Here is a 21,653-nt window from a genome sequence, read left to right on the forward strand (position 1 = left end):
GATCCGGTGCGAGCCGCCGCTTCCGTGTCTCCCTCCTGGGGCGCGAGGTGGCGGCTCCCGGCGTTTCCGGGGCCGGCCGCCGGTGCCGGCACCCCGCCCCGGCCCCGGCGGCGCACCGGGCCCGGAACCGCCCACCCGCAGGGTTGGTCCGTCCCCGACCCGCCGCCCGTCCACCGGGTGGGCTCCCCCTCCGCCCGGTGAGGGCGGTGCCGTAGGCTCGCCCGGCGCCGCGGTGTCGGTCGGCGCGCACCGGTCACGAGTGGGGCGGGGAGTACCAGAGCTGATGAGCGCGGCATCGAGCACCGGATCGTCGGGCGGTGGCGCGGGCGTGTCCCCGTCGTCCGCCACCCCTCCCCGGGACGACCGGGAGGCGCCGGAAGCACCGGAGACGCCGGAGGCACCGGAGGCACCGGAGACGCCGGGCGCCACGGCCGTGTCGGCGGCCGGGCGGGCCCCGGGCCGGTTCGGGGCGGCGGTGGACCGCTACGCGCCCGCGCTCGGCGCGTACGCGGTGGTCAAGGCGACCGGCCTGACCGTCTTCCTGCTCCTGCTCTCGCACACCGAGGACTTCCTGAAGAAGGACCCGGGGCGCGGCGGCGGGGCCCGTCCCTGGGACGTGCTCGGCACCTGGGACGGCATCTGGTACCAGCGGATCGCCGAGAACGGCTACGACCCCCAGCTGATCCCGCTGCACGGCTACCCGCTGGCCACCTACTACGAGAACTCCTCCGCGTTCTTCCCGCTCTACCCGTGGCTGATGCGGCTGGTCGGGGCGGTCACCGGGCTCGGCCCGTACGGCTCGGGCATCGTCGTCTCGGTGCTCGCCTCCTTCGTGGCGGCGGCCGGCATCTTCGCCGTCGCCGAGCGGCTCGGCGGCTTCCGGGCCGGGGTGATCGCGGCGGTGATCTGGGGCCTGTTCCCGGGCTCGGGCGTGGAGTGGGCGGTCTACTCGGACTCGCTGTTCGTCGCCCTCTCGGCCTGGGCCTGCTACTGCGTGATGACCCGGAACTGGCTCGCCGCCGGGGTGCTGGCCCTGGTGGCCGGTCTCAACCGGCCGACCGCGGCCGCGCTGATCGCCGCCGTCTCGATCTCCGCCCTGGTGGCGCTGGTGCGGCGCACCGACGGGGTGGCCCGCCCGCTGACCGCGATGCTGATCACCCCGTGGGGCCTGCTCGGGTACGTCGCCTGGGTCGGCTGGCGGATGGGCGACTGGACGGGGTACTTCAAGCTCCAGCGCGGCGCCTGGAACCGGTACTTCGACTGGGGCGCGTCCACCGCCCGCAGCACCCTGGACACGGTCACCGGGCACTGGACGTTCTGGCAGTCCAACCCGGCGCCGGACCTCATCGCGGTGGGCCTGCTGATCGCCCTGCCCGGGCTGCTGGTGCTGCTGCTCCGGCTGCGGCCGCCGCTGGTCCTGGTGCTCTACACGCTGCTGACCGTCGTCCTGGCGCTGAGCAGCAACCAGATCTACGGCAACATCTCGCGCTACCTGCTGCCGGCCTTCCCGCTGTTCATCGGCCTGGCGGTGGCGCTGCGCCGGCTGCGGCCGTCGACGCTGGGCGGCCTGGTCGCGATGCCGGCGGTGGCGGCCGGCTGGTACGCGGGGTACGCGCTGTTCGAGCTCGGGATCCCGTAGGGAGGCGGCCCCGGGGGGCCGCGTAACCTCGACCCATGACGACCAGCCGCACGCCGCCCGTGCGCCAGATCCGCGACCTCTCCGGGCTGCTGGACCACGCCAGCCACGTCCTGGCGACCCGGATGGCGGCGGCGTTCACCGAGCTCGGCGTCACCCCGCGCGCCTACGCCGTGCTCTTCCACGCGCTGGCGGCCGAGCGCACCCAGATCCAGCTGGCCGAGCTCGCCGACCTCGACAAGACCACCATGGTGGTGACCGTCGACGAGCTGGAGAAGGCCGGGCTGGCCGAGCGGTGCCCGTCCGCGGCCGACCGCCGGGCCCGGATCGTGCGGGTCACCGAGGCGGGCGCGCGGGCGGTCGAGCGGGGCACCGCGATCGCCGACCGGGTGCACCGGGAGGTGCTGGACTCGCTGCCGCAGGACGAACGGACGGTGTTCGTGACGGCGCTGGGCCGCCTGGTGGACGGGGGCGGGGCGCTGGCCGATCCGGTCGGCGGCGAGCGGACGGTGCGCCGTGCGCGCCGTGCCCGCGGCTGAGCCGGGGGGACGAGGCCCGGGCGCGGCGGTAGTCGGTTTCCGGTCGGCTTGTATGCTCCACCTGGCGCCAGGGGGGACGTCCTGGCCGCTGATCGTTCGATGGCACAGCCGTGAAGAGGTGCGGGGATGTCGGGTCGCCGAGACAGGAGTCAGCCCAGCGTGGCCCGGCCGGGTCCGGAGGGTTCGACCGGCTCGGCGGGTTCGACCGGTGCCCGCACCGGTTCGCCGCGCACCGGTTCGGCCGGTTCGGCCGGTTCGGCCGGATCGTCCGGTTCGGTCCCGCCGCCCCGGCCGGGCGGCCGGGCCGAGGCCAGGCGGGCCGCGCAGTCGAAGGGCCGCGGGGCGGCGGGTGGTGACGGTGGGTCGAACGGCCAGGGCCACCGCCGGGCGGGCGGGCGCGGCAAGAAACCCCAGCGCAACGTCAAGAAGATCGTCGGCTGGACGGCGGTCGGTGCGCTGGTGCTGATAGCCGGAACCGGCGGCGCGATCTATTTCAAGCTCAACGGCAACATCAAGACGATCGACGCCGACGCGCTCAGCAAGGACCGTCCGCCGGAGGCGCAGGCCGACGCCAACGGCAACAAACCGGTGAACATCCTGCTGATCGGCTCCGACAGCCGCGGCGGCGACAACTCGGACCTCGGCGGCGGTGACAGCGAGGGCGCCCGCTCGGACACCACGATCCTGCTGCACGTCTACGCCGACCACAAGAACGCCATCGGCGTCTCGATCCCGCGCAACACCCTGGTCACCATCCCGCCGTGCAAGCTCCCGAACGGGAAGTGGACCAAGGAACAGAAGGGCAAGGACGTCCTGTTCAACGCCGCCTTCACGGTGGGCGGCACGCCGGAGGGCAACCCCGCCTGCACCCAGAACACCGTGGAGAAGCTCACCGGCATCCGCGTCGACCACACCATGGTGGTCGACTTCCAGGGCTTCGCGGCGATGACCAAGGCCGTCGGCGGCGTCGAGGTCTGCCTGCCCAAGGACATCTACGAGCGGGACCTCAACGAGAAGCTGCCCACGAAGGGCTCCCTCGTCCTGAAGAAGGGCCCGCAGAAGGTGGAGGGCCAGCCGGCGCTCGACTACGTCCGGCTGCGGCACGGCATCGGCGACGGCTCCGACATCGGCCGGATGAAGCGTCAGCAGGCCTTCATGAGCTCGATGATCAGCACGGTGAAGAAGAAGGGCCTGGAGCCCACCACCCTGCTGCCGCTGGCCGACGCGGCCACCAAGTCGCTGCGCGTCGACGAGGGGCTCGACACCGTCGACAAGCTGATGTCCTTCGCCCTGTCGCTGAAGAACATCGACCTGCACGACCTCAAGTTCGTGACCCCGCCGTGGCGTTACAACGAGGCCAACCTCGACCTGGTGAAACCGGACGTGGACAGGCTGTGGGAGGCGATCCGCGCCGACCGCACCCTGGACGGCAAGGACGCCACCGGCCAGCAGCCCGACGCGCCCGCCACCCCGGCGCCCCCGGCCACCCCGGAGGCCCCGCCGACCACCACCACCGCGCCCCCCGCGCACACCGCCCCGGCGGTCCCGGTCAAGGTCTTCAACGGAACCACCGTCAACGGACTGGGCGCCAAGGCGGGCGAGGCCCTGAAGGCGGCGCAGTTCACCGTCGGCTCGGTGAACCAGGCGAAGAACACCAACAAGCTCACCACCACGGTCGAGTACGGCGCCGGGCAGAAGGCCAACGCCGAGAAGGTCGCCGAGCTGTTCCCCGGCGCCACCCTCACCCCCACCTCGGCGGCCGGCATCAGCGTCGTGCTCGGCAAGGACTACGCCGACGCCAACGGCGGCGCCGCGGCCGGCACCACCGCCCCGGGCGCCCCGGCCGCGCCCGCCCCGCTGCCGACCTCGGTCACCGACGACGCCCGCTCGGCGGACGACGACATCTGCGCCAACACCACCTACGGAAGCGGCGGCTGAGCCTGCGTCGGTCCGCGTCCGCGGACCGACGCAGCGGGGCCCCCGGCTTCACGCCGGGGGCCCCGCTCGCGTTCCCGTCGGTCAGGGCCAGACCAGGCAGTACAGCTGGTGCCCCGCCTCGTGGAGGCGGTTGGCGAAGTCCTGCCACTCGTGCAGCATGCTGTAGATCACGAACGCGTCGCGCGGGCCCCGCCGGTCCGGCACGGTGGACCAGATGAAGGCGGCGGCGCCGAGTTCGGTCTCGTCCGCCTTGCGCAGCGGTTCGACGACGTTCTGCGGCAGCTGGACGACGGCGTAGTCCGGGTGCAGCACGACCAGCTCCAGCGGCGGCACCTGGTGCAGCGGCACGCCCTGGATGCCGGTGAGGACCATCGCGCTCATGGTCTCCGGTTTGATCTTGGTGGAGAGGTGGCCGTTGGGGGAGCCACTGGTCTCCATCAGGTCGCCGAGCCGGCCGAGCGAGCCGAGCTCGCCCGCGTCCAGCCCGAGCCCGCCCGGCCCGAGAGCGGTCGGGACCCGGGCCGCGGTCGCCCGGTCGGGTGCGCCGAAGTACTTGTACGTCACCCCCACGCGTCCCTCACCCCGCCTCTCACGGCCGCGGCCGCTACGCCCCGTTCCCGCTCCCTTACCCCCGCGTGCGGCCCCGGTGGGCCGGCGGGAGCCACCCGCAGCCTCGTCGTGGCCGTCCTGCGCCTCGGACACTCGGACCATCCTCACCGGAATTCGCCGGAATCGACAGACCCCCGCACGTCCGGTGTCCCTCCGGACGTGCTCCTTACCCGTCATGCGCCGCCGTACCCAGTCGCGGTACGCGGCAGTCCTCTCCACACCCCTGCATCGACCCGGAGCTCCCGTCCGCCCTCGCGGCCGGAGGAACTCCGGAGACACCCCGGGTACACAGTCTGACTGGTCCGGGCAGCCGGAGCAGTCAGGGGCCCCGTTGTATGGATAACCGTACAGATACGGGCGCCAGGATCATCGTTCCAGATGATGAGGTCCGACATGCAGAGGTGAAGGACACGATTTGAGACCATGTCTTCCGTGAGCTATCCCTACGAAGCACCCCAGTCCCAGTCGCTCTTCGACCGCGCGTCGGTCGTGACCCCCGGCGGCGTCAACTCGCCGGTGCGCGCCTTCCGCGCCGTCGGCGGTACGCCGCGCTTCATGGTGTCCGGCACCGGCCCCTACCTGACCGACGCCGACGGCCGCGAGTACGTCGACCTGGTCTGCTCGTGGGGCCCGATGATCCTCGGCCACGCGCACCCGGCCGTCCTGGACGCCGTGCGGCAGGCGGTGGCCCGCGGCACCTCCTTCGGCACCCCCGGCCAGGGCGAGGTCGAGCTGGCCGAGGAGATCGTCTCCCGGGTCGCCCCGGTCGAGCAGGTCCGCCTGGTCTCCTCGGGCACCGAGGCCACCATGTCGGCGATCCGGCTGGCCCGCGGCTTCACCGGCCGCGCGAAGGTCGTGAAGTTCGCCGGCTGCTACCACGGCCACGTGGACGCCCTGCTGGCCGCCGCCGGTTCCGGCGTCGCCACCTTCGGCCTGCCGGACACCCCGGGCGTCACCGGCGCCCAGGCCGGCGACACCGTCGTGCTGCCCTACAACGACCTCGCCGCCGTCGAGGAGGCCTTCCGGGCCCACCCCGGCGAGATCGCCTGCGTGATCACCGAGGCCTCGCCCGGCAACATGGGCGTCGTCCCGCCGCTGCCCGGCTTCAACGGCGGCCTGGCCCGGCTCTGCCGGGAGAACGGTGCGCTGTTCATCTCCGACGAGGTGATGACCGGCTTCCGCGTCTCCAAGGCCGGCTGGTACGGCCTGGAGGCGGCGAACGAGGGCTGGGCGCCCGACCTGCTGACCTTCGGCAAGGTCATGGGCGGCGGCTTCCCGGCCGCGGCCTTCGGCGGCCGCGCCGACGTGATGGCCCACCTCGCCCCGGCCGGCCCGGTCTACCAGGCCGGCACGCTGTCCGGGAACCCGATCGCCACCGCGGCCGGCCTGGCCCAGCTGCGCGGCTGCACCGACGAGGTGTACACGGCCGTCGACCGGGTCGCCGCCGAGGTCTCCGGCCTGGTCTCCGCCGCGCTGGCCAAGGAGGGCGTGGCGCACCGGCTGCAGACCGCCGGGAACATGTTCTCGGTGTTCTTCACCGAGGACGCCGTGACGAACTACGACGAGGCGAAGACCCAGGAGGCGTTCCGCTTCACCGCGTTCTTCCACGCGATGCTCGCCGAGGGCGTCTACCTGCCGCCGTCCGCCTTCGAGTCCTGGTTCGTCTCCGCCGCGCACGACGAGCGGGCCCTGGAGCGGATCGCCGCCGCCCTGCCCGCCGCCGCCCGGGCCGCCGCCGAAGCCACGGCCTAGGCCCGCCGCCCTTACGAGCACCAGGAGTACTGAGAAGTGAGCGCCAAGGACATCACCGTCGTCCACCTGATGCGGCACGGTGAGGTGCACAACCCGGAGGGCGTCCTGTACGGGCGGCTGCCGGGCTACCGGCTGTCCGAGCTGGGCCGCGAGATGGCCGAGCGGGTCGCCGAGGACCTGGCCGGGCGGGACATCACCCACGTGGTGGCGTCCCCGCTGGAACGCGCCCAGGAGACCGCCGCGCCGATCGCCAAGTCGCACGGCCTGGACCTCGCGGTGGACGAGCGGCTGATCGAGGCGGAGAACATCTTCGAGGGCAAGACCTTCGGAGTGGGCGACGGCTCGCTGCGCAACCCGTCCTACTGGAGGTACCTGACCAACCCGTTCAAGCCCTCCTGGGGCGAGCCGTACCTGGAGCAGGCGGTGCGGATGATGGGCGCGCTGGCCGCCGCCCGGGACGCCGCGCGCGGGCACGAGGCGGTCTGCGTCAGCCACCAGCTGCCGATCTGGATCGTCCGCTCCTTCGTGGAGCGCCGCCGGCTCTGGCACGACCCGCGCAACCGGCAGTGCTCGCTGGCCTCGCTGACCAGCTTCACCTACGAGGGGGACCGGATCGTCTCGGTCGGCTACCGCGAGCCGGCCCGCGACCTGCTGCCGGCCCACCTGGTCGGCAAGGGCGGCAAGAGCAAGCCGGTGGGCAAGAGCTTCGGCGCCTGAGGGCAGGCCGGCGCCGGCCCCGGGGCGACCCGGATCCGGGTACGCCGAGGGAGCCCGGACGCGCGGAACGGTGTTCATGGTTCCCGATCCGGTGTAAGAGCCGTGTGAGTAAGACCTGCGTCACACCGCCGCGACACCAGGGCCGATGGTCCCGCCGCAGGTCAGAGGGGGTCCGGCAGAGAAGGCCGGACCCCCCGGGGCCCGCCCGCGACTCCATGCGAAACTTTTCACATGTCTGGCATGACGCGCCCCCGTCCCCGTCTCGCCGCCGCCGCGGTCACCGCCGCCGCTGCCGCGCTGGTCCTCACCGGTTGCAGCTCCTCCGGCTCCTCGGCCAGTGGTGACGGGCAGATCGGCTTCGTCACCGCCAAGGGCAGCAACATCTCGACCGCCGCCGCCGGCCACCGCCAGGACGCGCCGGACATCGGCGGCAACACCCTGGAGGGCACCCCGGCCAAGCTCTCCGACTACCGGGGCAAGGTCGTCGTGCTGAACGTCTGGGGCTCCTGGTGCGGCCCGTGCCGCTCGGAGGCCGACGACCTCCAGCGGGTCTGGGAGAAGTACCAGGACCAGGGCGTGCAGTTCCTCGGGATCAACACCCGGGACACCGAGATCAAGAACGCCGTCCGCTTCGAGCAGGAGAAGGGCGTCACCTTCCCCAGCCTCTACGACCCGGCCGGCGAGGAACTGCTGAAGTTCCCCAAGGGCAGCCTCAACCCGCAGTCCATCCCGACCACCCTGGTGGTCGACCGGGACGGCAAGCTCGCCGCGCGCGCCGTCGGCGGCCAGACCGACGACGCCCTGGAGTCGATGCTCCAGCCGGTCCTGGCGGAGCAGCAGCGGTGAGCGCGGCGCTGCAGCTCGCCGACAACATCGGGACCATCCAGAGCGGGGCGCTGCTGGTGGCCGCGCCGATCGCGCTGGCGGCGGGCCTGGTGTCGTTCTTCTCGCCCTGCGTGCTGCCGCTCGTGCCCGGCTACCTGTCCTACGTCACCGGTTTCTCGGCCGCCGACCTCGCCGACGCGCGCGGGGCCCGGCGCGGCCGGATGCTGGCCGGCGCGGCGCTGTTCATCCTCGGTTTCACCGCCGTGTTCGTCTCCAGCGGCGCGCTGTTCGGCCAGTTCGGGGACACGCTCAAGGAGCACCAGGCGGTCATCAGCAAGGTGCTCGGGGCGCTCACGATCGTGATGGGCCTGGCCTTCATGGGACTGGTTCCCGGCCTGAGCATGCGCGAGGTGCGCACCCACCGCCGTCCGGTGGTCGGTCTGCTCGGCGCGCCGCTGCTCGGCGTGGTCTTCGGGGTGGGCTGGACGCCGTGCATGGGGCCGACCCTGGCCACCGTCACCAACCTCGCGCTCAACCAGGCCGACGCCCAGCGCGGTGCGCTGCTGATGTTCTTCTACTGCCTGGGCCTGGGCGTACCGTTCGTCGTGGCCGCGCTGGCCTTCCGCCGGGCGCTGGGCGCCTTCGGCTGGGTCAAGCGGCACTATCCGCTCGTCATGCGGATCGGCGGCGGCATGCTCGTCGTGGTCGGTCTGCTGCTGGTCACCGGGGTCTGGGACTCGATGGTGAGTGACCTGCAGAACCAGTTCGCCGACTTCCAGATCGGAATCTGACCCGTGACCAACACCACGACCGATCGCGAGCGGTCCGGGACCGCCGTCGCGCAGGGCGCGGACGAGGACGCGGCCGAGCGGCTCACCACCGCCCCGGCCGAGTCCGACGGCCCCACCGGCATCGGCGTGCTCGGCTGGCTGCGCTGGATGTGGCGCCAGCTGACCTCGATGCGGGTCGCGCTGATCCTGCTGTTCCTGCTCTCGCTGGCGGCCATCCCGGGCTCGCTGATCCCGCAGAACGGCCAGAACCAGTTCAAGGTCGAGACCTGGAAGGCGCAGCACACCACGGTCGCGCCGATCTACGAGAAGTTCCAGCTGTTCGACGTGTACAGCTCGGTCTGGTTCTCGGCGATCTACATCCTGCTGTTCGTCTCGCTGGCCGGCTGCATCGTCCCGCGCACCTGGCAGTTCGTCGGCGTGCTGCGCTCCCGGCCGCCGGCGGCGCCGCGCAACCTGACCCGGATGCCGGTGTACGCGGCCTGGCGGACCGACGCGGACGCCGCGGCCGTCACCACCGCCGCCCACCGGCTGCTGCGCGCGCGGCGGTTCCGGGCGCACCGGGACGGCGGCGCGGTCGCGGCCGAGAAGGGCTACCTGCGCGAGGTCGGCAACCTGGTCTTCCACCTGTCGCTGTTCGCGCTGCTCGGCGGCTTCGCCTGGGCGAGCCTGGCCAGCGGCACCGGCGGCAAGCTGCTGGTCGAGGGCGAGGGCTACTCCAACACCATCACCCAGCTGGACGACTTCACCGGGACCCGCTTCTACGGCAGCGACGACCTCGACCCGTTCTACGTGAAGCTCAACAGCTTCACCTCGAAGTTCCAGAGCAACGGCTCCCAGATCGGCAGCGCGCGGGAGTTCACCGCGGGCGTCGAGTACTACGAGGGCAGCGACCCGTCGAAGCTCAAGCAGGGCAAGATCGAGGTCAACCGCCCGCTGGAGATCGGCGGCAGCAAGTTCTACCTGATCGGCCACGGCTACGCCCCGGTGATCACGGTCCGCAACGCCGCGGGCGACGTCGTCTACACCGGCGCCACCCCGTTCCTGCCGCAGGACGGCAACCTGACCTCCACCGGCGTCATCAAGGTCTCCGACTACGGCGAGAAGGACGGCAGGCGGACCCAGCTGGGCCTGTCCGGCTTCTTCCTGCCGACCGCCCCGGTGGCCTTCGACAAGAACACCGGCCCGCGCTCGCTGTTCCCCGGTGACGCGGCCCCGGTGCTGGTGCTCAACGCCTACGCGGGCGACCTGGGCACCGACTCCGGCCTGCCGCAGAACATCTACCAGCTCAACACCAAGAACCTGACCCAGCTCCAGCGGGACGGCGAGCCGGCGAAGGCCAAGCTGGACCCCCACCAGGTCTGGGAGCTGCCGGACGGCTACGGCACGGTCACCTTCGAGGGCTACAAGAAGTGGGCCAGCTTCAACGTCTCGCACCGTCCGGGCAACGGCATCGCGCTGGCCGGCGCGGTGGCCGCGATCGCCGGCCTGATCGGCTCGCTGTTCGTCCAGCGGCGCCGGATCTGGGTGCGGGCGGTGGCGCTGCCGGACGGCGGGACCCTGGTCGAGCTGGCCGGGCTGGGCCGCAGCGAGTCGGCGAAGACCGCCGAGGAGCTGGCCGCGCTCGCGGTGGACCTCCAGGACGACGCTCCCGCGCTCGACGACGAGCCCGACGAGGGGCCCGACGACGGCACCCCCGAGGCCGACGAGGCCCCGGCACCCGAAGAATCCGCAGTCCCCGCCGACCAGAACTCCAAGGAGTAGACGGTGCACCTCGCCTCGTCGGTCGACCCGCAGCTGGCCGACCTGTCCAACAAGCTGATCTATTCGGCGATGGCGGTCTACCTGATCGCCATGTTCGCCTACATGTTCGAGTGGACCTTCGGCTCGAAGGGCGCCGTCGCCGTCCGTTCCATCCAGCAGGCCGGTCTGGCCGAGACCGTCGCGGACGCCGACGCCAGGGCCAAGGGCGCCAAGAAGGTCACGGTCACCGTCGCCTCCGCGCGCGGCGGCACCACCACGCTCACCCGCACCGCGCTGGCCGGCGAGGGCGCCACGGTGGTGACCAGCGGGCGCGGCGACGAGGACGTCGACGGCCCCGGCGCGGCCGGCACCAGCGAGAAGGCCGACCTGGCCGGCCGGATCGCGGTCTCGCTCACCGTCCTCGGCCTGCTGCTGCACACGGGCGGCGTCCTCACCCGCGGCCTCTCGGTCTCGCGCTGGCCGTGGGGCAACATGTACGAGTTCTCCTGCGCCTTCGCGCTCGCCATGGCGGTGGCCTTCGTCGGCCTGCTGGCCGCGAAGAAGCCGGTCCGCTGGCTCGGCCTGCCGGTCACCCTGGCGGTGGTGCTCACCCTCGGCATCGCCACCGAGGTGCTGTACACCGAGTCCGAGCAGCTCGTCCCCGCCCTGCACTCGTACTGGCTGGCGATCCACGTCTCCACCGCGATCGTCTGCGGCGGCGCCTTCTACGCGGCGTTCGTCACGACGCTGCTGTACCTGGGCAAGGACTCCTTCGACAAGCGGATGGCGGCCGGTCTGACCCGGGGCCCGCTCGGCACCTCGGCGTCGATCTGGCGCCGGCTGCCCGCCGCGGCGACCCTGGACAAGCTCTCCTACCGGATCAACGCCCTGGTCTTCCCGCTGTGGACCTTCACCATCATCGCGGGCGCGATCTGGGCCGAGGCCGCCTGGGGCAAGTACTGGGAGTGGGACCCGAAGGAGACCTGGTCGTTCATCACCTGGGTCGCCTACGCGTGCTACCTGCACGCCCGCGCCACCGCCGGCTGGAAGGGCCGCAAGGCCGCGTACCTGGCGCTCGCCGCCTTCGCCTGCTGGCTGTTCAACTACTACGGCGTGAACATCTTCGTCACCGGCAAGCACTCCTACGCGGGGATCTGACCGGGACCGGAAACCACCCACCGGCCCGGCACTCCAGACGAGGAAGCCGGGCCGAGGTGCGACAGGGGTAGTTCGTGCCGGCCGCCCGGTCCGGCACGGGGAGGAACTGAGGAGGAAATCGCGCAATGGAGTGCGACGAGGTCATGCTGACCGTCCGAATCACCGCCGCCGAGCACCTGCTGCTCCGCCGGCTCGCCCAGGGACACCGCAGCGACGTGTCCGAGGTGGTGGCCGACGGGCTGCTGGACATCATCCCCACGGTCAGCTCGCCGGCCGACGCCTACCGGCTGCTGGGCGCCCTCGCGGCCCCCGCGCCGTGCGCGCTGACCGTCTGGCTGCCGGCGCCGCTGGCCGACCTGCTGGTGCCGGGCGCGGCCCGGATCGCCCAGGTGACGCAGGTGCGGATCGGCTCGGCCAGCGCGATGCTGGGCGCCGCGCTGCGGCTGTGGCTGGCCCAGGACCCGGGGCGGCTGGCGGAGAACCTCTCCGTGATGCACGCCGGGCGGCCGTCCGCGCTGGTGGCCGCCTGAGCCCACCCCCGGCCCGCTCCGGGCGGGCCGGTCCGGGCTCAGCTGGCGAGCGGCAGTCCGCGGCGGGCCGGGGCCGGTGCGGTCCGGGCCGGTCCGCCGTCGGCGGGCCCGGTGAGCAGCCGGGCCTCGGCCACCGTCCGGCCCTCCTGCACCAGCAGGACCCGCAGCGCCGCCCGCCGTCCGCTGCCCCCGCCGGTCTCCTGACCGCCCTCCCGGACCGCCCGCACCACACAGGGGCGGTCCGGGGCGATCGGGTCGTGGAACGAGGTCACCAGCTCCAGCGGCACCACCCGGTCCGGGTGGTGCAGCCGCTGGGCGGCCTGCCGGGCGGCCTCCAGGACGAGCATCCCGGGCAGATGGCCGGGCGCCGGGTCCATCGGGTCGAACAGCACCGGGTGGCGGGTGTCCGCGTGCAGCAGCCAGCTGCCGGGCAGCAGGGCCGGGCCGAGCACGACGTCGGCGGCCTGCTGGCGGCCCACCAGCTCCGGCGCGGTGGCCTGGCCCGGCAGCCTCGTGGGGGCGGCGGCCGGTCCCGGGCCGCGCAGCCGGTCGTAGGCGGCGGGGGAGAGGATCCGCAGCCCGCCGAAGCCGCGGGCGACCGGGCGGCCGTCGCGCTCGACCTCGGCCTGCACCCGCAGCCCGAGCAGCCGGCCGTGCCGCATCCGGACGTCGTGGCAGGTGATCCGGAGCATCAGCTCGGTGGGGGCGGCGGTGACCGCGAGACCGTCCAGTCCGGCCGGGCCGAGGGTGTAGCCGAGCTCGTCGAGCACCGCGTGGTGGTCGTGCGGCACGCCGAAGCCCGCGTGGCCCACCAGCAGGGCCGCCTGGCGGACCGTCTCGGCCATCAGCACCGGGTCGTGGTGCCGGTCGCCGGGCAGCCGGTAGAAGCCGTGCAGCCGCGGCCACTGGGCGCCGAGCAGGAAGTCGTAGGGGCCGGTGGCCTGCCAGCCGGTGATGAGCACCTCGGCGACCGAGGAGCGGCGCACCAGGTGGCGCGAGACGGTGCGCTCGTGGAAGCCGTAGCGCCCGGGGCCCGTGGGGACGGGGCCGGGGTGGGGATACGGGGTGTCGCCGTCCGTCGCGGTGAACACTGGCATGACTGGCCCCACTCCCGGGTGTCGGTCGGCCGGCCGTGCGGGCGGCCCTGGAAAAAACATACAGGCCACCCGGTTTCTGGTCCCCCTGCGGGGTCGTCACTTCCGTGCGCTCCGCCGCCTTCACCGTACCCGGGCGCCGGCCTGCGGCAACGTCCGGCCGGCCCGGTCCGGCCCCCCGGCCGGGGGGCTCGTCCCCTCTGGACGGCGGGGGCCGGACAGGGGCTAGATTAGATACCAACCATGCGGTTTCGGGCGGTCGCGGCGCGCCACCGACGGTCCGCAGACGGGGCGCCGCGGAACCGAGGGCGGCGCCGGGACAGCAACCGGGCGGGCCGCAGCCCGCCGCGGCCGGGGCCGGAGGGGCCGAGTGGCTAAGCAGGAACGGGCGGGGCGAACCAGGCAGGCCGTGCTGCTCGCCGCGGCGGACACCTTCGCCGACGCGGGTTTCGAGTCGGCCAGCCTGGTCGACATCAGCCGCCGGGCGGGCGTCAGCAAGGGCGCCCTCTACTTCCACTTCGTCTCCAAGCAGGCCCTCGCGGACGGCGTCCGCGCCGAGGCCGCCGACACCATCGGCCTGGCCGTGCTGCGGGCGCTGCGCGGCGGCGGGCCGGCCGTCCAGGACCTCGTCGACCTCACCCACGAACTGGCCCGGCTGCTGCGGGAGGACGTGGTGGTCAGGGCGGGCGTGCTGCTCGGCCTCGGCGGCCGTCCGGCGGGCTGTGCCACCGGCGCGGTGGTGGCCCCGGCCGGCTCGCCGCCGGAGCCCTCGGCGGACGCCTGGCGGCGTCTGACCGCCGTCTTCCGCGCCCTGCTCGACCGGGCCTCGGCGGCCGGCGAACTGCGCCCCGGGCTCGACCGGGAGCAGGCGGCCGGGCTGCTGGCCACCCTGGCGGCCGGACTGGTCCTGTTCGCCGCCGAGGCCACCGGCCGGCTCGCCCCCGCCGCGATCAGCGGCCTCTGGTCGGCCGCCCTCCCGTCCCTCGTCCCGGCCGACCGCCTGACGGACTACCGTTTCTAGGACGCCCCCGGGCCCGCCGCCACCGACCTAGCCGGCCGGGCGGGCGGTGGTCCGGTCGACGGTGTCGAGGCGGGCCAGGGCGCCGGGTTCGACCAGGCCGGGCAGCAGCAGCGCCCAGAGGTCGGCCATCCGCTGCAGCAGGTCCCTGCGGTCCGTCAGCACCTGCGAGTTGAGCTGGATGCCGGCCACCGCGCCGGTGATCACCCCGGCGGCGGCCGCCGGCCGCACTCCCGGGCGGAGTTCGCCGACCTCCAGCGCGCGCTCCAGCAGCTCGCGCGCCGCGTCCGCCCAGCCCTGGTAGGCGCCGACCTGCGGCTGGGTGAAGGTGCCGTGCTCGATGGTCAGCCGGATCGCGCCGCGCAGCAGCGGGTCGTCCAGCAGCGAGTGCGCGAAGGCGTAGCCGAGGTCGATGACGGTCTGCATCGGGCTGTCGGTGGCGGGCTGCCAGGTGGCCAGCCAGGCGCTCTGACCCTCGATCACGGCGAGCGCCAGCTCCTCCTTGGACGGGAAGTGGAAGTAGAGCGCGCCCTTGGTCACGCCGGCCCGTTCCAGGATCTCGGCCATGGTGGCGCCCGCGTAGCCGCGTTCGTCGAACACCTCGGCCGCGGCGTGCAGCACCGTCTGGCGGGTCGCCAGCGCCCGGGCCTGCCTGGCCATCGCAGCCTCCCTGCTCTCTGTCGTCGGCAGCGGCTGGATCCTACGGCGGCGGACCGGGCACTGGCCCCCGTACCGTGCGGTAGCGATCCTTTCGAGCCGTTCCGGGCGCCGGTGCACGCCGGTCGCGCGCTCGCCCCGGGCGGGAACGCCGCCGGCCGGCCACCCCGGGTGCGGGGGGCCGGCCGGCGGTCGGACGGGTGTCCGGGGCCTCGTTCGAGCCGTCAGGCGGCCCACTGCCAGCTGACCGGCGAGTAGTACGCCGGGCGGCGCTCCAGGCGCTGCCAGTTGGCGATCGGCTCGACCGGCGAGACGGCGGCCGCCGCCTGCTGGGCGGCCGCGGCGCGGGCCATCAGCACGGCGGTGAGGGCGGCGAGCTCCTCGTCGGTGAGCGAGCCGCGGACGATGCGGACGAGTGGTTCGGCGGAAGCGGTCATGGTCCGGTTCTCTCCCGGCGGATGGTGGTGGGTCGGTCGGCGTCGGCGTCGGCGTGCCCGGCGGTGCGGTGCGGCCGGGCGGCACTGCCGCTACATCGGCGGGTTGCCGTGCTTGCGGCTCGGCAGGTCCGCGTGCTTGGTGCGGAGCATGGCCAGCGAGGACGCCAGGACCTGACGGGTCTCGGCGGGGTCGATGACGTCGTCCACGAGGCCGCGCTCGGCCGCGTAGTACGGGTGCATCAGTTCGCTCTTGTATTCCTTGATCTTCTGGTTGCGCATCGCGTCCGGGTCGTCGGCGGCGTTGATGTCCCGGCGGAAGATGACGTTGGCCGCGCCCTCGGCGCCCATGACGGCGATCTCGTTGGTCGGCCAGGCGAAGGAGAGGTCGGCGCCGATCGAGCGCGAGTCCATGACGATGTAGGCACCGCCGTAGGCCTTGCGCAGGATCAGCTGGATCCGCGGCACGGTCGCGTTGCAGTAGGCGTAGAGCAGCTTGGCGCCGTGCCGGATGATGCCGTCGTGTTCCTGGTCGACGCCGGGCAGGAAGCCGGGGACGTCGAGCATGGTGACCAGGGGGATGTTGAAGGCGTCGCACATCTGGACGAAGCGCGCGGCCTTCTCGCTGGCGTTGATGTCCAGGACGCCGGCCAGCGACTGCGGCTGGTTGGCGATGATGCCGGTGACGTGGCCGTCGATCCGGGCGAGCACGCAGAGCACGTTGGTGGCCCAGCGCTCGTGGACCTCCAGGTACTCGCCGTGGTCGACGATCTCCTCGATGACCTTGCGCATGTCGTACGGCCGGTTGCCGTCGGCGGGCACCAGGTCGAGCAGCGACTCGTTGCGGCGGTCCACCGGGTCGTCGTTGACGGCCGACGGCGGCATCTCGCGGTTGTTCTGCGGCAGCAGCGAGAGGAGGTAGCGGACCTCCTCGATGCAGGACTGCTCGTCGTCGTAGACGAAGTGCGAGACGCCGGAGACCCCGGCGTGCACGTCGGCGCCGCCGAGCCCGTTCTGGCTGATCTTCTCGCCGGTGACGGCCTGGACGACGTCCGGGCCGGTGATGAACATCTGCGAGGTCTCGCGGACCATGAAGACGAAGTCGGTGAGGGCCGGCGAGTAGGCCGCGCCGCCGGCGCACGGGCCGAGCATCACGGAGATCTGCGGGATGACACCGGAGGCCCGGGTGTTGCGCTGGAAGATGCCGCCGTAGCCGGCGAGCGCGGTGACGCCCTCCTGGATGCGGGCGCCGGCGCCGTCGTTCAGGGAGACCAGCGGGGCACCGGCCGCGATGGCCATGTCCATGATCTTGTGGATCTTCTGGGCGTGGGCCTCGCCCAGTGCGCCGCCGAAGATCCGGAAGTCGTGGGCGTAGGTGAAGACCGTCCGGCCGTGCACGGTGCCCCAGCCGACGACGACGCCGTCGGTGTGCGGCTTCTTCGCCTCCAGGCCGAAGCCCTGGGCGCGGTGCCGGCGCAGCGGCTCGACCTCGTGGAACGAGCCCTCGTCGAGCAGCAGGTCGATGCGCTCGCGGGCGGTCAGCTTGCCCTTGGCGTGCTGGGCCTCGGTCGCCTTCTCGCTCGGCCCGCGCCGGACCTGCTCGCGCAGTTCGTGCAGCTCCGCGACCTTGCCCCGTACGTCCGCGGGGACTTCGGGGGCGTCGTCGTCGACCGGCGCCTGGTGCACAACCGTCATCTCGAACCACTCCAAAGGTGAGGGAACTGTCCGACAGCCAACGTCTGCGATGCCCCCGGCTGCGAATCACTTCTTCACTTATGACTGTACGAGGGGCCGCACGCTGGTTTCGGCGTCGATTCCGTACAAGGTCGCGTCCGTTTAGATGTGAGGGCTGCACAGAAACAGAAGCGATTCAGCCTCTCCGTACGGTAGCTGTTCGATTACCCCGAGCTGTCGTCCGGATGGCTGCCGGGTGAGCTGGACATGAGGAAACGTGCAGGTCAGCGCTGTCCCGGCGGAGGCCTTCCGGCTGCGGGCCGGGGCTGTCCGAGGGACGCCCGGGAGACCGGCGAAGGCCGTGCCGCTGCGTGGCCGGGGGCCTGCCAGTCGTAGGGATGCGCCAAAAACACCGCAGCCCACCCGGTGGATGCCGGGTGGGCTGTCCGAGCGACCGGGGTCAGGCCCGTCGTCCCTCGTCCGGGTCCTCCTTGCCGCGCAGCTCGTCCTCGCGGCGGCGCAGATCCGCCTCCCACTGCTTGAGCATGTCCTCGTGGCCGTCGTCGCGCCTGTTCAGCGAGGCGAGGAACTCGGGGTCGTCGTCCGGGGCGAGCGGGCGGCCGTCGCGCCGGCGGTCGTACGCCGGGCCGCTCGCGCCGTGGCCGCCGGCCGGGGCGGTGCGCACCCCGCGCTGCTTGCCGGCCACCAGCCAGGCGATCGAGCCGACCAGCGGGAAGAGCAGCACGATGATCACCCAGACCACCTTGGGGAGGTGCTTCACCTCGTCCTCGGGGGTGGTCAGGCAGTCGATGAAGGCCCACACCCACAGGGCGAGCGGGAGCACGAAGGTCAGGATCCTCAGCACGGCGGCGATCTCCCCCGGGCGGCGTCGGTGGCGGTCGGGCCCCTCGCAGCGGCGGCCGCTGGCGGTGCGCCGCTTCAAGGGGGCCCTTGACACAGGCCAGGCTATCGGGTGGCGGATACTGGCTGGCATGGCATACGACGATCTCCGCTCGTTCCTGCGGGCCCTCGACCGCGAAGGCGACCTCAAGCGCATCAAGGCGGAGGTGGACCCCTATCTGGAGATCGGCGAGATCGTCGACCGCGTGCAGAAGGCCAAGGGGCCGGCCCTGCTGTTCGAGAACGTCAAGGGCTCCACGATGCCGCTGGCGATGAACGTCTTCGGCACCGAGCGCCGACTCGCCAAGGCGCTCGGCCTCAAGGGCCCGGAGGAGATCGGCGACAAGATCTCCGGCCTGCTGAAGCCGGAGCTGCCGCAGGGCTTCACCGGCTTCCGGGACGCCTTCGGCAAGCTCGCCTCGATGGCCCACGTGCCGCCGAAGCACGTCAGGTCCGGCGACGCGCCGGTGCACGAGGTGGTCCTCACCGGCGAGGACGTCAACCTGGACGAGCTGCCGGCGCTGTTCACCTGGCCGCTGGACGGCGGCTCCTTCTTCAACCTGGGCCTCACCCACACCAAGGACCCGGACACCGGCATCCGCAACCTCGGCCTGTACCGGCTGCAGCGGCACGACCGCCGCACCATCGGCATGCACTGGCAGATTCACAAGGACAGCCGCAACCACGCCGCGGTGGCCGCCGGGCGGGGCGAGAGGCTGCCGGTCGCGATCGCCTTCGGCTGCCCGCCGGCCGTCACCTACGCGGCCACCGCGCCGCTGCCGGGCGACATCGACGAGTACCTGTTCGCCGGGTTCGTCGCGGGCGAGCGGGTGAGGATGGTCGACTGCAAGACCGTCCCGCTGCAGGTCCCGGCGGACGCCGAGGTGGTCCTGGAGGGCTGGCTGGAGCCGGGCGAGCTGCTGCCCGAGGGGCCGTTCGGCGACCACACCGGCTTCTACACGCCGCAGGAGCCGTTCCCGGCACTGACGATCGACTGCGTGACGATGCGCCGCCGGCCGATCCTGCAGTCCATCGTGGTCGGCCGCCCGCCGACGGAGGACGGCCCGCTGGGCAAGTTCACCGAGCGCTTCTTCCTGCCGCTGTTGAAGATCATCATCCCGGACATCGTCGACTACGACCTGCCCGAGGCCGGCGGCTTCCACAACTGCGTGATCGTCTCGATCGACAAGAAGTACCCGAAGCACGCGCAGAAGACCATGCACGCCATCTGGGGCGCGCACATGATGTCACTGACCAAGCTGATCATCGTGGTGGACGCCGACTGCGACGTCCACGACTACCAGGAGGTCGCCTGGCGGGCCTTCGGCAACGTCGACTACAGCCGCGACCTCACCGTGGTGGAGGGCCCCGTCGACCATCTCGACCATGCCTCCTACCAGCAGTTCTGGGGCGGCAAGGCGGGCATCGACGCGACCCGCAAGCTGCCCGGGGAGGGCTACACCCGGGACGGCGGCTGGCCCGAGATGGTCACCTCCGACCCGGCGACCGCCGCCCTGGTGGACCGGCGCTGGAAGGAGTACGGGCTGTGAGCACCGCCGCCGCGCTCCCCGAGGTGCCGCCGGGCAAGGTCAAGGCCTTCCTGCGGCTGGTGATGATCGAGCACTCGGTCTTCGCCCTGCCGTTCGCCTACATCGCGGCGCTCACGGCGATGTTCCTGGCCGACGGGCGGGTGCACTGGGGCGAGCTGTTCATCGTCACGGTCTGCATGGTGGGCCTGCGGACCTTCGCCATGGCGGCCAACCGGATCATCGACCGGGAGATCGACGCCCGCAACCCGCGCACGGCGGGCCGCGAACTCGTCACCGGCGCCGTCTCGCTGAAGACCGCGTACATCGGCTCGGCGATCGCCCTGGTGGTCTTCCTCGGCGCCGCGGCCCTGCTCAATCCGCTCTGCCTGGCGCTCGCGCCGGTGGCCGTGGTGCCGATGGTGGTCTACCCCTACGGCAAGCGGTTCACCGACTTCCCGCAGGCGATCCTGGGCCTGGCCCAGGCGATGGGCCCGGTCGGCGCCTGGCTGGCCGTCACCGGCACCTGGTCCTGGGACGCGGTCGTGCTCGGCGCGGCGGTCGGCATCTGGATCGGCGGCTTCGACCTGATCTACGCCTGCCAGGACGTCGCCTCCGACCGGGAGGGCGGCGTGCGCTCCGTCCCGGCCCGGTTCGGCGTCCCGGCCGCGATCCGCGGGGCCCGGGGCTGCCACGCCGTCACCACGCTGCTGCTCGGCTGGTACGCGGTGCTCACCGACGCGGGCGTCGCGTTCTGGATCGGCCTGCTGGTGGTGGCCGGCGCCTTCGTCTACGAGCACACCATCGTCAAGCCGAACGACCTGTCCCGGCTGAACCGGGCGTTCTTCCAGACGAACGGCTTCGTCGGCATCTCGCTGTTCTTCTTCGCGCTGGTGGACCTGGTGGTGCGCGGCCTCGGCGTCTGAGGCCGCGCCCCGCGCGGGCCCTACTTCCCGCCCTCGTCGAGCGTGTGCTTGACGAGGGCGTTCGCGTGCCCGTGGCCGAGCCCGTGCTCGGCCTTGAGCCAGGCGACCAGCTCCATGTGCTTCGTCAGCGGGGAGGAGCGGATCAGCTCCTTCCAGTGCGCGATCGGCTGCCCGTACTTCTGCTCGATCGACGGGAAGTAGCTGGCGGGGCCCTTGACGGCGGGGGTCTCGCTCATGGGGTCACTCTCCTCGGGTTCCGGATGATCTTCTGATGGTGATCTTCACGCATGGAGCTTGATCGCGACAGTGCTCAGCCAGCCCAGCCCGAGCGCGGCGGCGAGGGTGAACGCCAGCACGGTGGCGCCGGAGGCGGCGGAACCGAGGAGCACGACGGCCGCGACGACGCGCGAGGCGAGGGCCCAGGGCCGGTCCAGGTGCCGGGCGAGGGCGAGGAAGGCCGCGCACAGGGCGAGGAAGCCGACCGTGCCGCCGAACATGTGCACCATGCCGTGCCCGCTGAGCTCCGTCACCCGGCCCTCGGGCGCTCCCACTGGGAAGCCCGCGCCGGGGTCGGCGGCGAAGAACCCGTCCAGGACGAAGGACGCCCCGAACACCCCGATCAGCCGCGGCGCCCAGACGCTCCCGGGCAGCGCCCGCCGCACCCCGGCGGCGCCCGCGACCAGCAGGGCGCCGGTCAGCAGGAACGCGGCCTGCTGGATCCAGCCGAGCTCGCCGAGGCTGAGCTGGCTGAGCGCGTTGCGGGTGAAGTCGAAGCCCTCCCGGGTCAGTCCGCCGGCGAGGCCGACGGCGAGGAAGAGCGGCCCGCCGACCGCGCCGGCGGTCAGCAACGGGCGGGCGGTGGCGGTGGCGGTCGGCGCCGTCAGCGTGTTCGTCATGCCCATAGGACCGGAGCCGGCGCGGAAACTCATCGGAGCACCGGTTGTGATCCGCGTCACCGGGCGGTGCGGCGGACTCGCCCCGCCGTGGGTACTGGGCGCGGACCGGCCAGTCCGGGCGGTCCGTCACCCGGCGCGGTCGCCCGGATCGCGGCCCGATGTCCCTTCGGTTCCCGCGCGCCGGGCCGACCCGGCCGGAAACGCCGCAGGCCGGCCGCCCGAGGGGGTTCCGGGCGGCGGGATGGCTGGAAGTCGCGTGCAATATAACCTGTGACATTGTTCTGATCCTCGGT

General features: G+C 72.8%; 21 protein-coding genes. 13 read left to right on the plus strand and 8 right to left on the minus strand.

From position 1 onward, the window contains the following. Positions 1-328 precede the first annotated feature (328 nt). The 3 genes from ACF1AK_RS14865 (at position 329) to ACF1AK_RS14875 (ending at position 4,113) form a co-directional block, all read left to right on the plus strand. Complete coding sequence (locus tag ACF1AK_RS14865; RefSeq protein ID WP_391499196.1) at positions 329-1,639, plus strand: hypothetical protein; 1,311 nt, start codon at positions 329-331, stop codon at positions 1,637-1,639. 35 nt (positions 1,640-1,674) lie between these two features. Next, positions 1,675-2,175, plus strand: coding sequence for a MarR family winged helix-turn-helix transcriptional regulator (locus ACF1AK_RS14870; protein WP_391499197.1), 501 nt, complete (start codon positions 1,675-1,677; stop codon positions 2,173-2,175). 159 nt (positions 2,176-2,334) lie between these two features. After that, positions 2,335-4,113 carry an LCP family protein gene (locus ACF1AK_RS14875; protein WP_391499198.1) on the plus strand — a complete coding sequence of 593 codons (1,779 nt, stop codon included), beginning with the start codon at positions 2,335-2,337 and terminating at the stop codon, positions 4,111-4,113. Between the two features lie 81 nt (positions 4,114-4,194). Here the strand turns inward: ACF1AK_RS14875 and ACF1AK_RS14880 are convergent, their stop codons facing one another. After that, positions 4,195-4,824 (minus strand): hypothetical protein, encoded by a 630-nt coding sequence (locus ACF1AK_RS14880; RefSeq protein ID WP_391499199.1) that lies wholly within the window; start codon positions 4,822-4,824, stop codon positions 4,195-4,197. A 321-nt stretch (positions 4,825-5,145) separates the two neighbouring features. Between ACF1AK_RS14880 and hemL the strand changes: the two genes are divergently transcribed. From hemL to ACF1AK_RS14915, 7 genes are all read left to right on the plus strand, one after another. Next, on the plus strand, positions 5,146-6,474 hold the full coding sequence (hemL, locus tag ACF1AK_RS14885; protein WP_391499200.1) for a glutamate-1-semialdehyde 2,1-aminomutase: 1,329 nt from the start codon (positions 5,146-5,148) through the stop codon (positions 6,472-6,474). 69 nt (positions 6,475-6,543) lie between these two features. Then, positions 6,544-7,191 (plus strand): histidine phosphatase family protein, encoded by a 648-nt coding sequence (locus tag ACF1AK_RS14890; protein ID WP_391499458.1) that lies wholly within the window; start codon positions 6,544-6,546, stop codon positions 7,189-7,191. A 231-nt stretch (positions 7,192-7,422) separates the two neighbouring features. Beyond that, entirely contained in the window at positions 7,423-8,037 is a 615-nt protein-coding gene (locus tag ACF1AK_RS14895) for a TlpA family protein disulfide reductase (RefSeq protein WP_391499201.1), read from the plus strand. Then, positions 8,034-8,807 (plus strand): cytochrome c biogenesis CcdA family protein, encoded by a 774-nt coding sequence (locus ACF1AK_RS14900; protein WP_391499202.1) that lies wholly within the window; start codon positions 8,034-8,036, stop codon positions 8,805-8,807. Before ACF1AK_RS14895 ends, ACF1AK_RS14900 begins: the two co-directional genes overlap by 4 nt. A 3-nt stretch (positions 8,808-8,810) precedes the next feature. Then, on the plus strand, positions 8,811-10,568 hold the full coding sequence (locus ACF1AK_RS14905; RefSeq protein ID WP_391499203.1) for a cytochrome c biogenesis protein ResB: 1,758 nt from the start codon (positions 8,811-8,813) through the stop codon (positions 10,566-10,568). Positions 10,569-10,571: 3 nt separating this feature from the next. Further along, on the plus strand, positions 10,572-11,705 hold the full coding sequence (ccsB, locus tag ACF1AK_RS14910) for a c-type cytochrome biogenesis protein CcsB (RefSeq protein ID WP_391499204.1): 1,134 nt from the start codon (positions 10,572-10,574) through the stop codon (positions 11,703-11,705). A 125-nt stretch (positions 11,706-11,830) separates the two neighbouring features. Continuing rightward, entirely contained in the window at positions 11,831-12,235 is a 405-nt protein-coding gene (locus ACF1AK_RS14915) for a hypothetical protein (RefSeq protein ID WP_380293147.1), read from the plus strand. Positions 12,236-12,273: 38 nt separating this feature from the next. Here ACF1AK_RS14915 and ACF1AK_RS14920 read toward each other — a convergent pair whose 3' ends face one another. Then, entirely contained in the window at positions 12,274-13,332 is a 1,059-nt protein-coding gene (locus ACF1AK_RS14920) for a ScbA/BarX family gamma-butyrolactone biosynthesis protein (RefSeq protein ID WP_391499205.1), read from the minus strand. A gap of 367 nt (positions 13,333-13,699) precedes the next feature. Between ACF1AK_RS14920 and ACF1AK_RS14925 the strand changes: the two genes are divergently transcribed. Further along, complete coding sequence (locus ACF1AK_RS14925; protein ID WP_391499206.1) at positions 13,700-14,350, plus strand: ScbR family autoregulator-binding transcription factor; 651 nt, start codon at positions 13,700-13,702, stop codon at positions 14,348-14,350. Between the two features lie 27 nt (positions 14,351-14,377). Here ACF1AK_RS14925 and ACF1AK_RS14930 read toward each other — a convergent pair whose 3' ends face one another. The 4 genes from ACF1AK_RS14930 to ACF1AK_RS14945 form a co-directional block, all read right to left on the minus strand. Further along, a complete protein-coding gene (locus ACF1AK_RS14930; protein ID WP_391499207.1) occupies positions 14,378-15,007 on the minus strand; it encodes a ScbR family autoregulator-binding transcription factor in 630 nt (209 codons plus the stop codon). A 221-nt stretch (positions 15,008-15,228) separates the two neighbouring features. After that, entirely contained in the window at positions 15,229-15,441 is a 213-nt protein-coding gene (locus ACF1AK_RS14935; RefSeq protein WP_391499208.1) for an acyl-CoA carboxylase subunit epsilon, read from the minus strand. A gap of 90 nt (positions 15,442-15,531) precedes the next feature. Next, positions 15,532-17,133, minus strand: coding sequence for an acyl-CoA carboxylase subunit beta (locus ACF1AK_RS14940; RefSeq protein ID WP_391499209.1), 1,602 nt, complete (start codon positions 17,131-17,133; stop codon positions 15,532-15,534). Positions 17,134-17,572: 439 nt separating this feature from the next. Then, the gene (locus tag ACF1AK_RS14945; protein WP_391499210.1) at positions 17,573-17,977 is read right to left on the minus strand and encodes a PLD nuclease N-terminal domain-containing protein; all 405 of its coding nucleotides are present in this window, start codon (positions 17,975-17,977) and stop codon (positions 17,573-17,575) included. A gap of 127 nt (positions 17,978-18,104) precedes the next feature. Here ACF1AK_RS14945 and ACF1AK_RS14950 point away from each other — a divergent pair, with 127 nt between their 5' ends. Further along, a complete protein-coding gene (locus ACF1AK_RS14950; RefSeq protein WP_391499211.1) occupies positions 18,105-19,562 on the plus strand; it encodes a menaquinone biosynthesis decarboxylase in 1,458 nt (485 codons plus the stop codon). Then, positions 19,559-20,464, plus strand: coding sequence for a menaquinone biosynthesis prenyltransferase MqnP (gene mqnP, locus ACF1AK_RS14955; protein ID WP_391499212.1), 906 nt, complete (start codon positions 19,559-19,561; stop codon positions 20,462-20,464). Before ACF1AK_RS14950 ends, mqnP begins: the two co-directional genes overlap by 4 nt. A 20-nt stretch (positions 20,465-20,484) precedes the next feature. On the opposite strand, the gene ACF1AK_RS14960 is transcribed toward mqnP, so the two are convergent. Further along, the gene (locus tag ACF1AK_RS14960) at positions 20,485-20,700 is read right to left on the minus strand and encodes a DUF4287 domain-containing protein (protein WP_380627153.1); all 216 of its coding nucleotides are present in this window, start codon (positions 20,698-20,700) and stop codon (positions 20,485-20,487) included. 45 nt (positions 20,701-20,745) lie between these two features. Beyond that, complete coding sequence (locus ACF1AK_RS14965) at positions 20,746-21,360, minus strand: DUF998 domain-containing protein (protein WP_391499213.1); 615 nt, start codon at positions 21,358-21,360, stop codon at positions 20,746-20,748. Between the last annotated feature and the right edge of the window lie 293 nt (positions 21,361-21,653).

Source organism: Kitasatospora sp. NPDC015120 (assembly GCF_043080305.1).
Taxonomy (GTDB): domain Bacteria; phylum Actinomycetota; class Actinomycetes; order Streptomycetales; family Streptomycetaceae; genus Kitasatospora.

Excerpts from the sequence above, each read along its gene's own strand:
- ACF1AK_RS14870 (WP_391499197.1), top strand. The coding sequence starts at position 1,675 with ATGACGACCAGCCGCACGCCGCCCGTGCGCCAGATCCGCGACCTCTCC.
- ACF1AK_RS14880 (WP_391499199.1), bottom strand. The coding sequence starts at position 4,824 with ATGGTCCGAGTGTCCGAGGCGCAGGACGGCCACGACGAGGCTGCGGGT.
- hemL (WP_391499200.1), top strand. The coding sequence starts at position 5,146 with ATGTCTTCCGTGAGCTATCCCTACGAAGCACCCCAGTCCCAGTCGCTC.
- ACF1AK_RS14890 (WP_391499458.1), top strand. The coding sequence starts at position 6,544 with ATGCGGCACGGTGAGGTGCACAACCCGGAGGGCGTCCTGTACGGGCGG.
- ACF1AK_RS14895 (WP_391499201.1), top strand. The coding sequence starts at position 7,423 with ATGTCTGGCATGACGCGCCCCCGTCCCCGTCTCGCCGCCGCCGCGGTC.
- ACF1AK_RS14915 (WP_380293147.1), top strand. The coding sequence starts at position 11,831 with ATGGAGTGCGACGAGGTCATGCTGACCGTCCGAATCACCGCCGCCGAG.
- ACF1AK_RS14920 (WP_391499205.1), bottom strand. The coding sequence starts at position 13,332 with ATGCCAGTGTTCACCGCGACGGACGGCGACACCCCGTATCCCCACCCC.
- ACF1AK_RS14930 (WP_391499207.1), bottom strand. The coding sequence starts at position 15,007 with ATGGCCAGGCAGGCCCGGGCGCTGGCGACCCGCCAGACGGTGCTGCAC.
- ACF1AK_RS14935 (WP_391499208.1), bottom strand. The coding sequence starts at position 15,441 with ATGACCGCTTCCGCCGAACCACTCGTCCGCATCGTCCGCGGCTCGCTC.
- ACF1AK_RS14940 (WP_391499209.1), bottom strand. The coding sequence starts at position 17,133 with ATGACGGTTGTGCACCAGGCGCCGGTCGACGACGACGCCCCCGAAGTC.
- ACF1AK_RS14950 (WP_391499211.1), top strand. The coding sequence starts at position 18,105 with ATGGCATACGACGATCTCCGCTCGTTCCTGCGGGCCCTCGACCGCGAA.
- ACF1AK_RS14960 (WP_380627153.1), bottom strand. The coding sequence starts at position 20,700 with ATGAGCGAGACCCCCGCCGTCAAGGGCCCCGCCAGCTACTTCCCGTCG.
- ACF1AK_RS14965 (WP_391499213.1), bottom strand. The coding sequence starts at position 21,360 with ATGACGAACACGCTGACGGCGCCGACCGCCACCGCCACCGCCCGCCCG.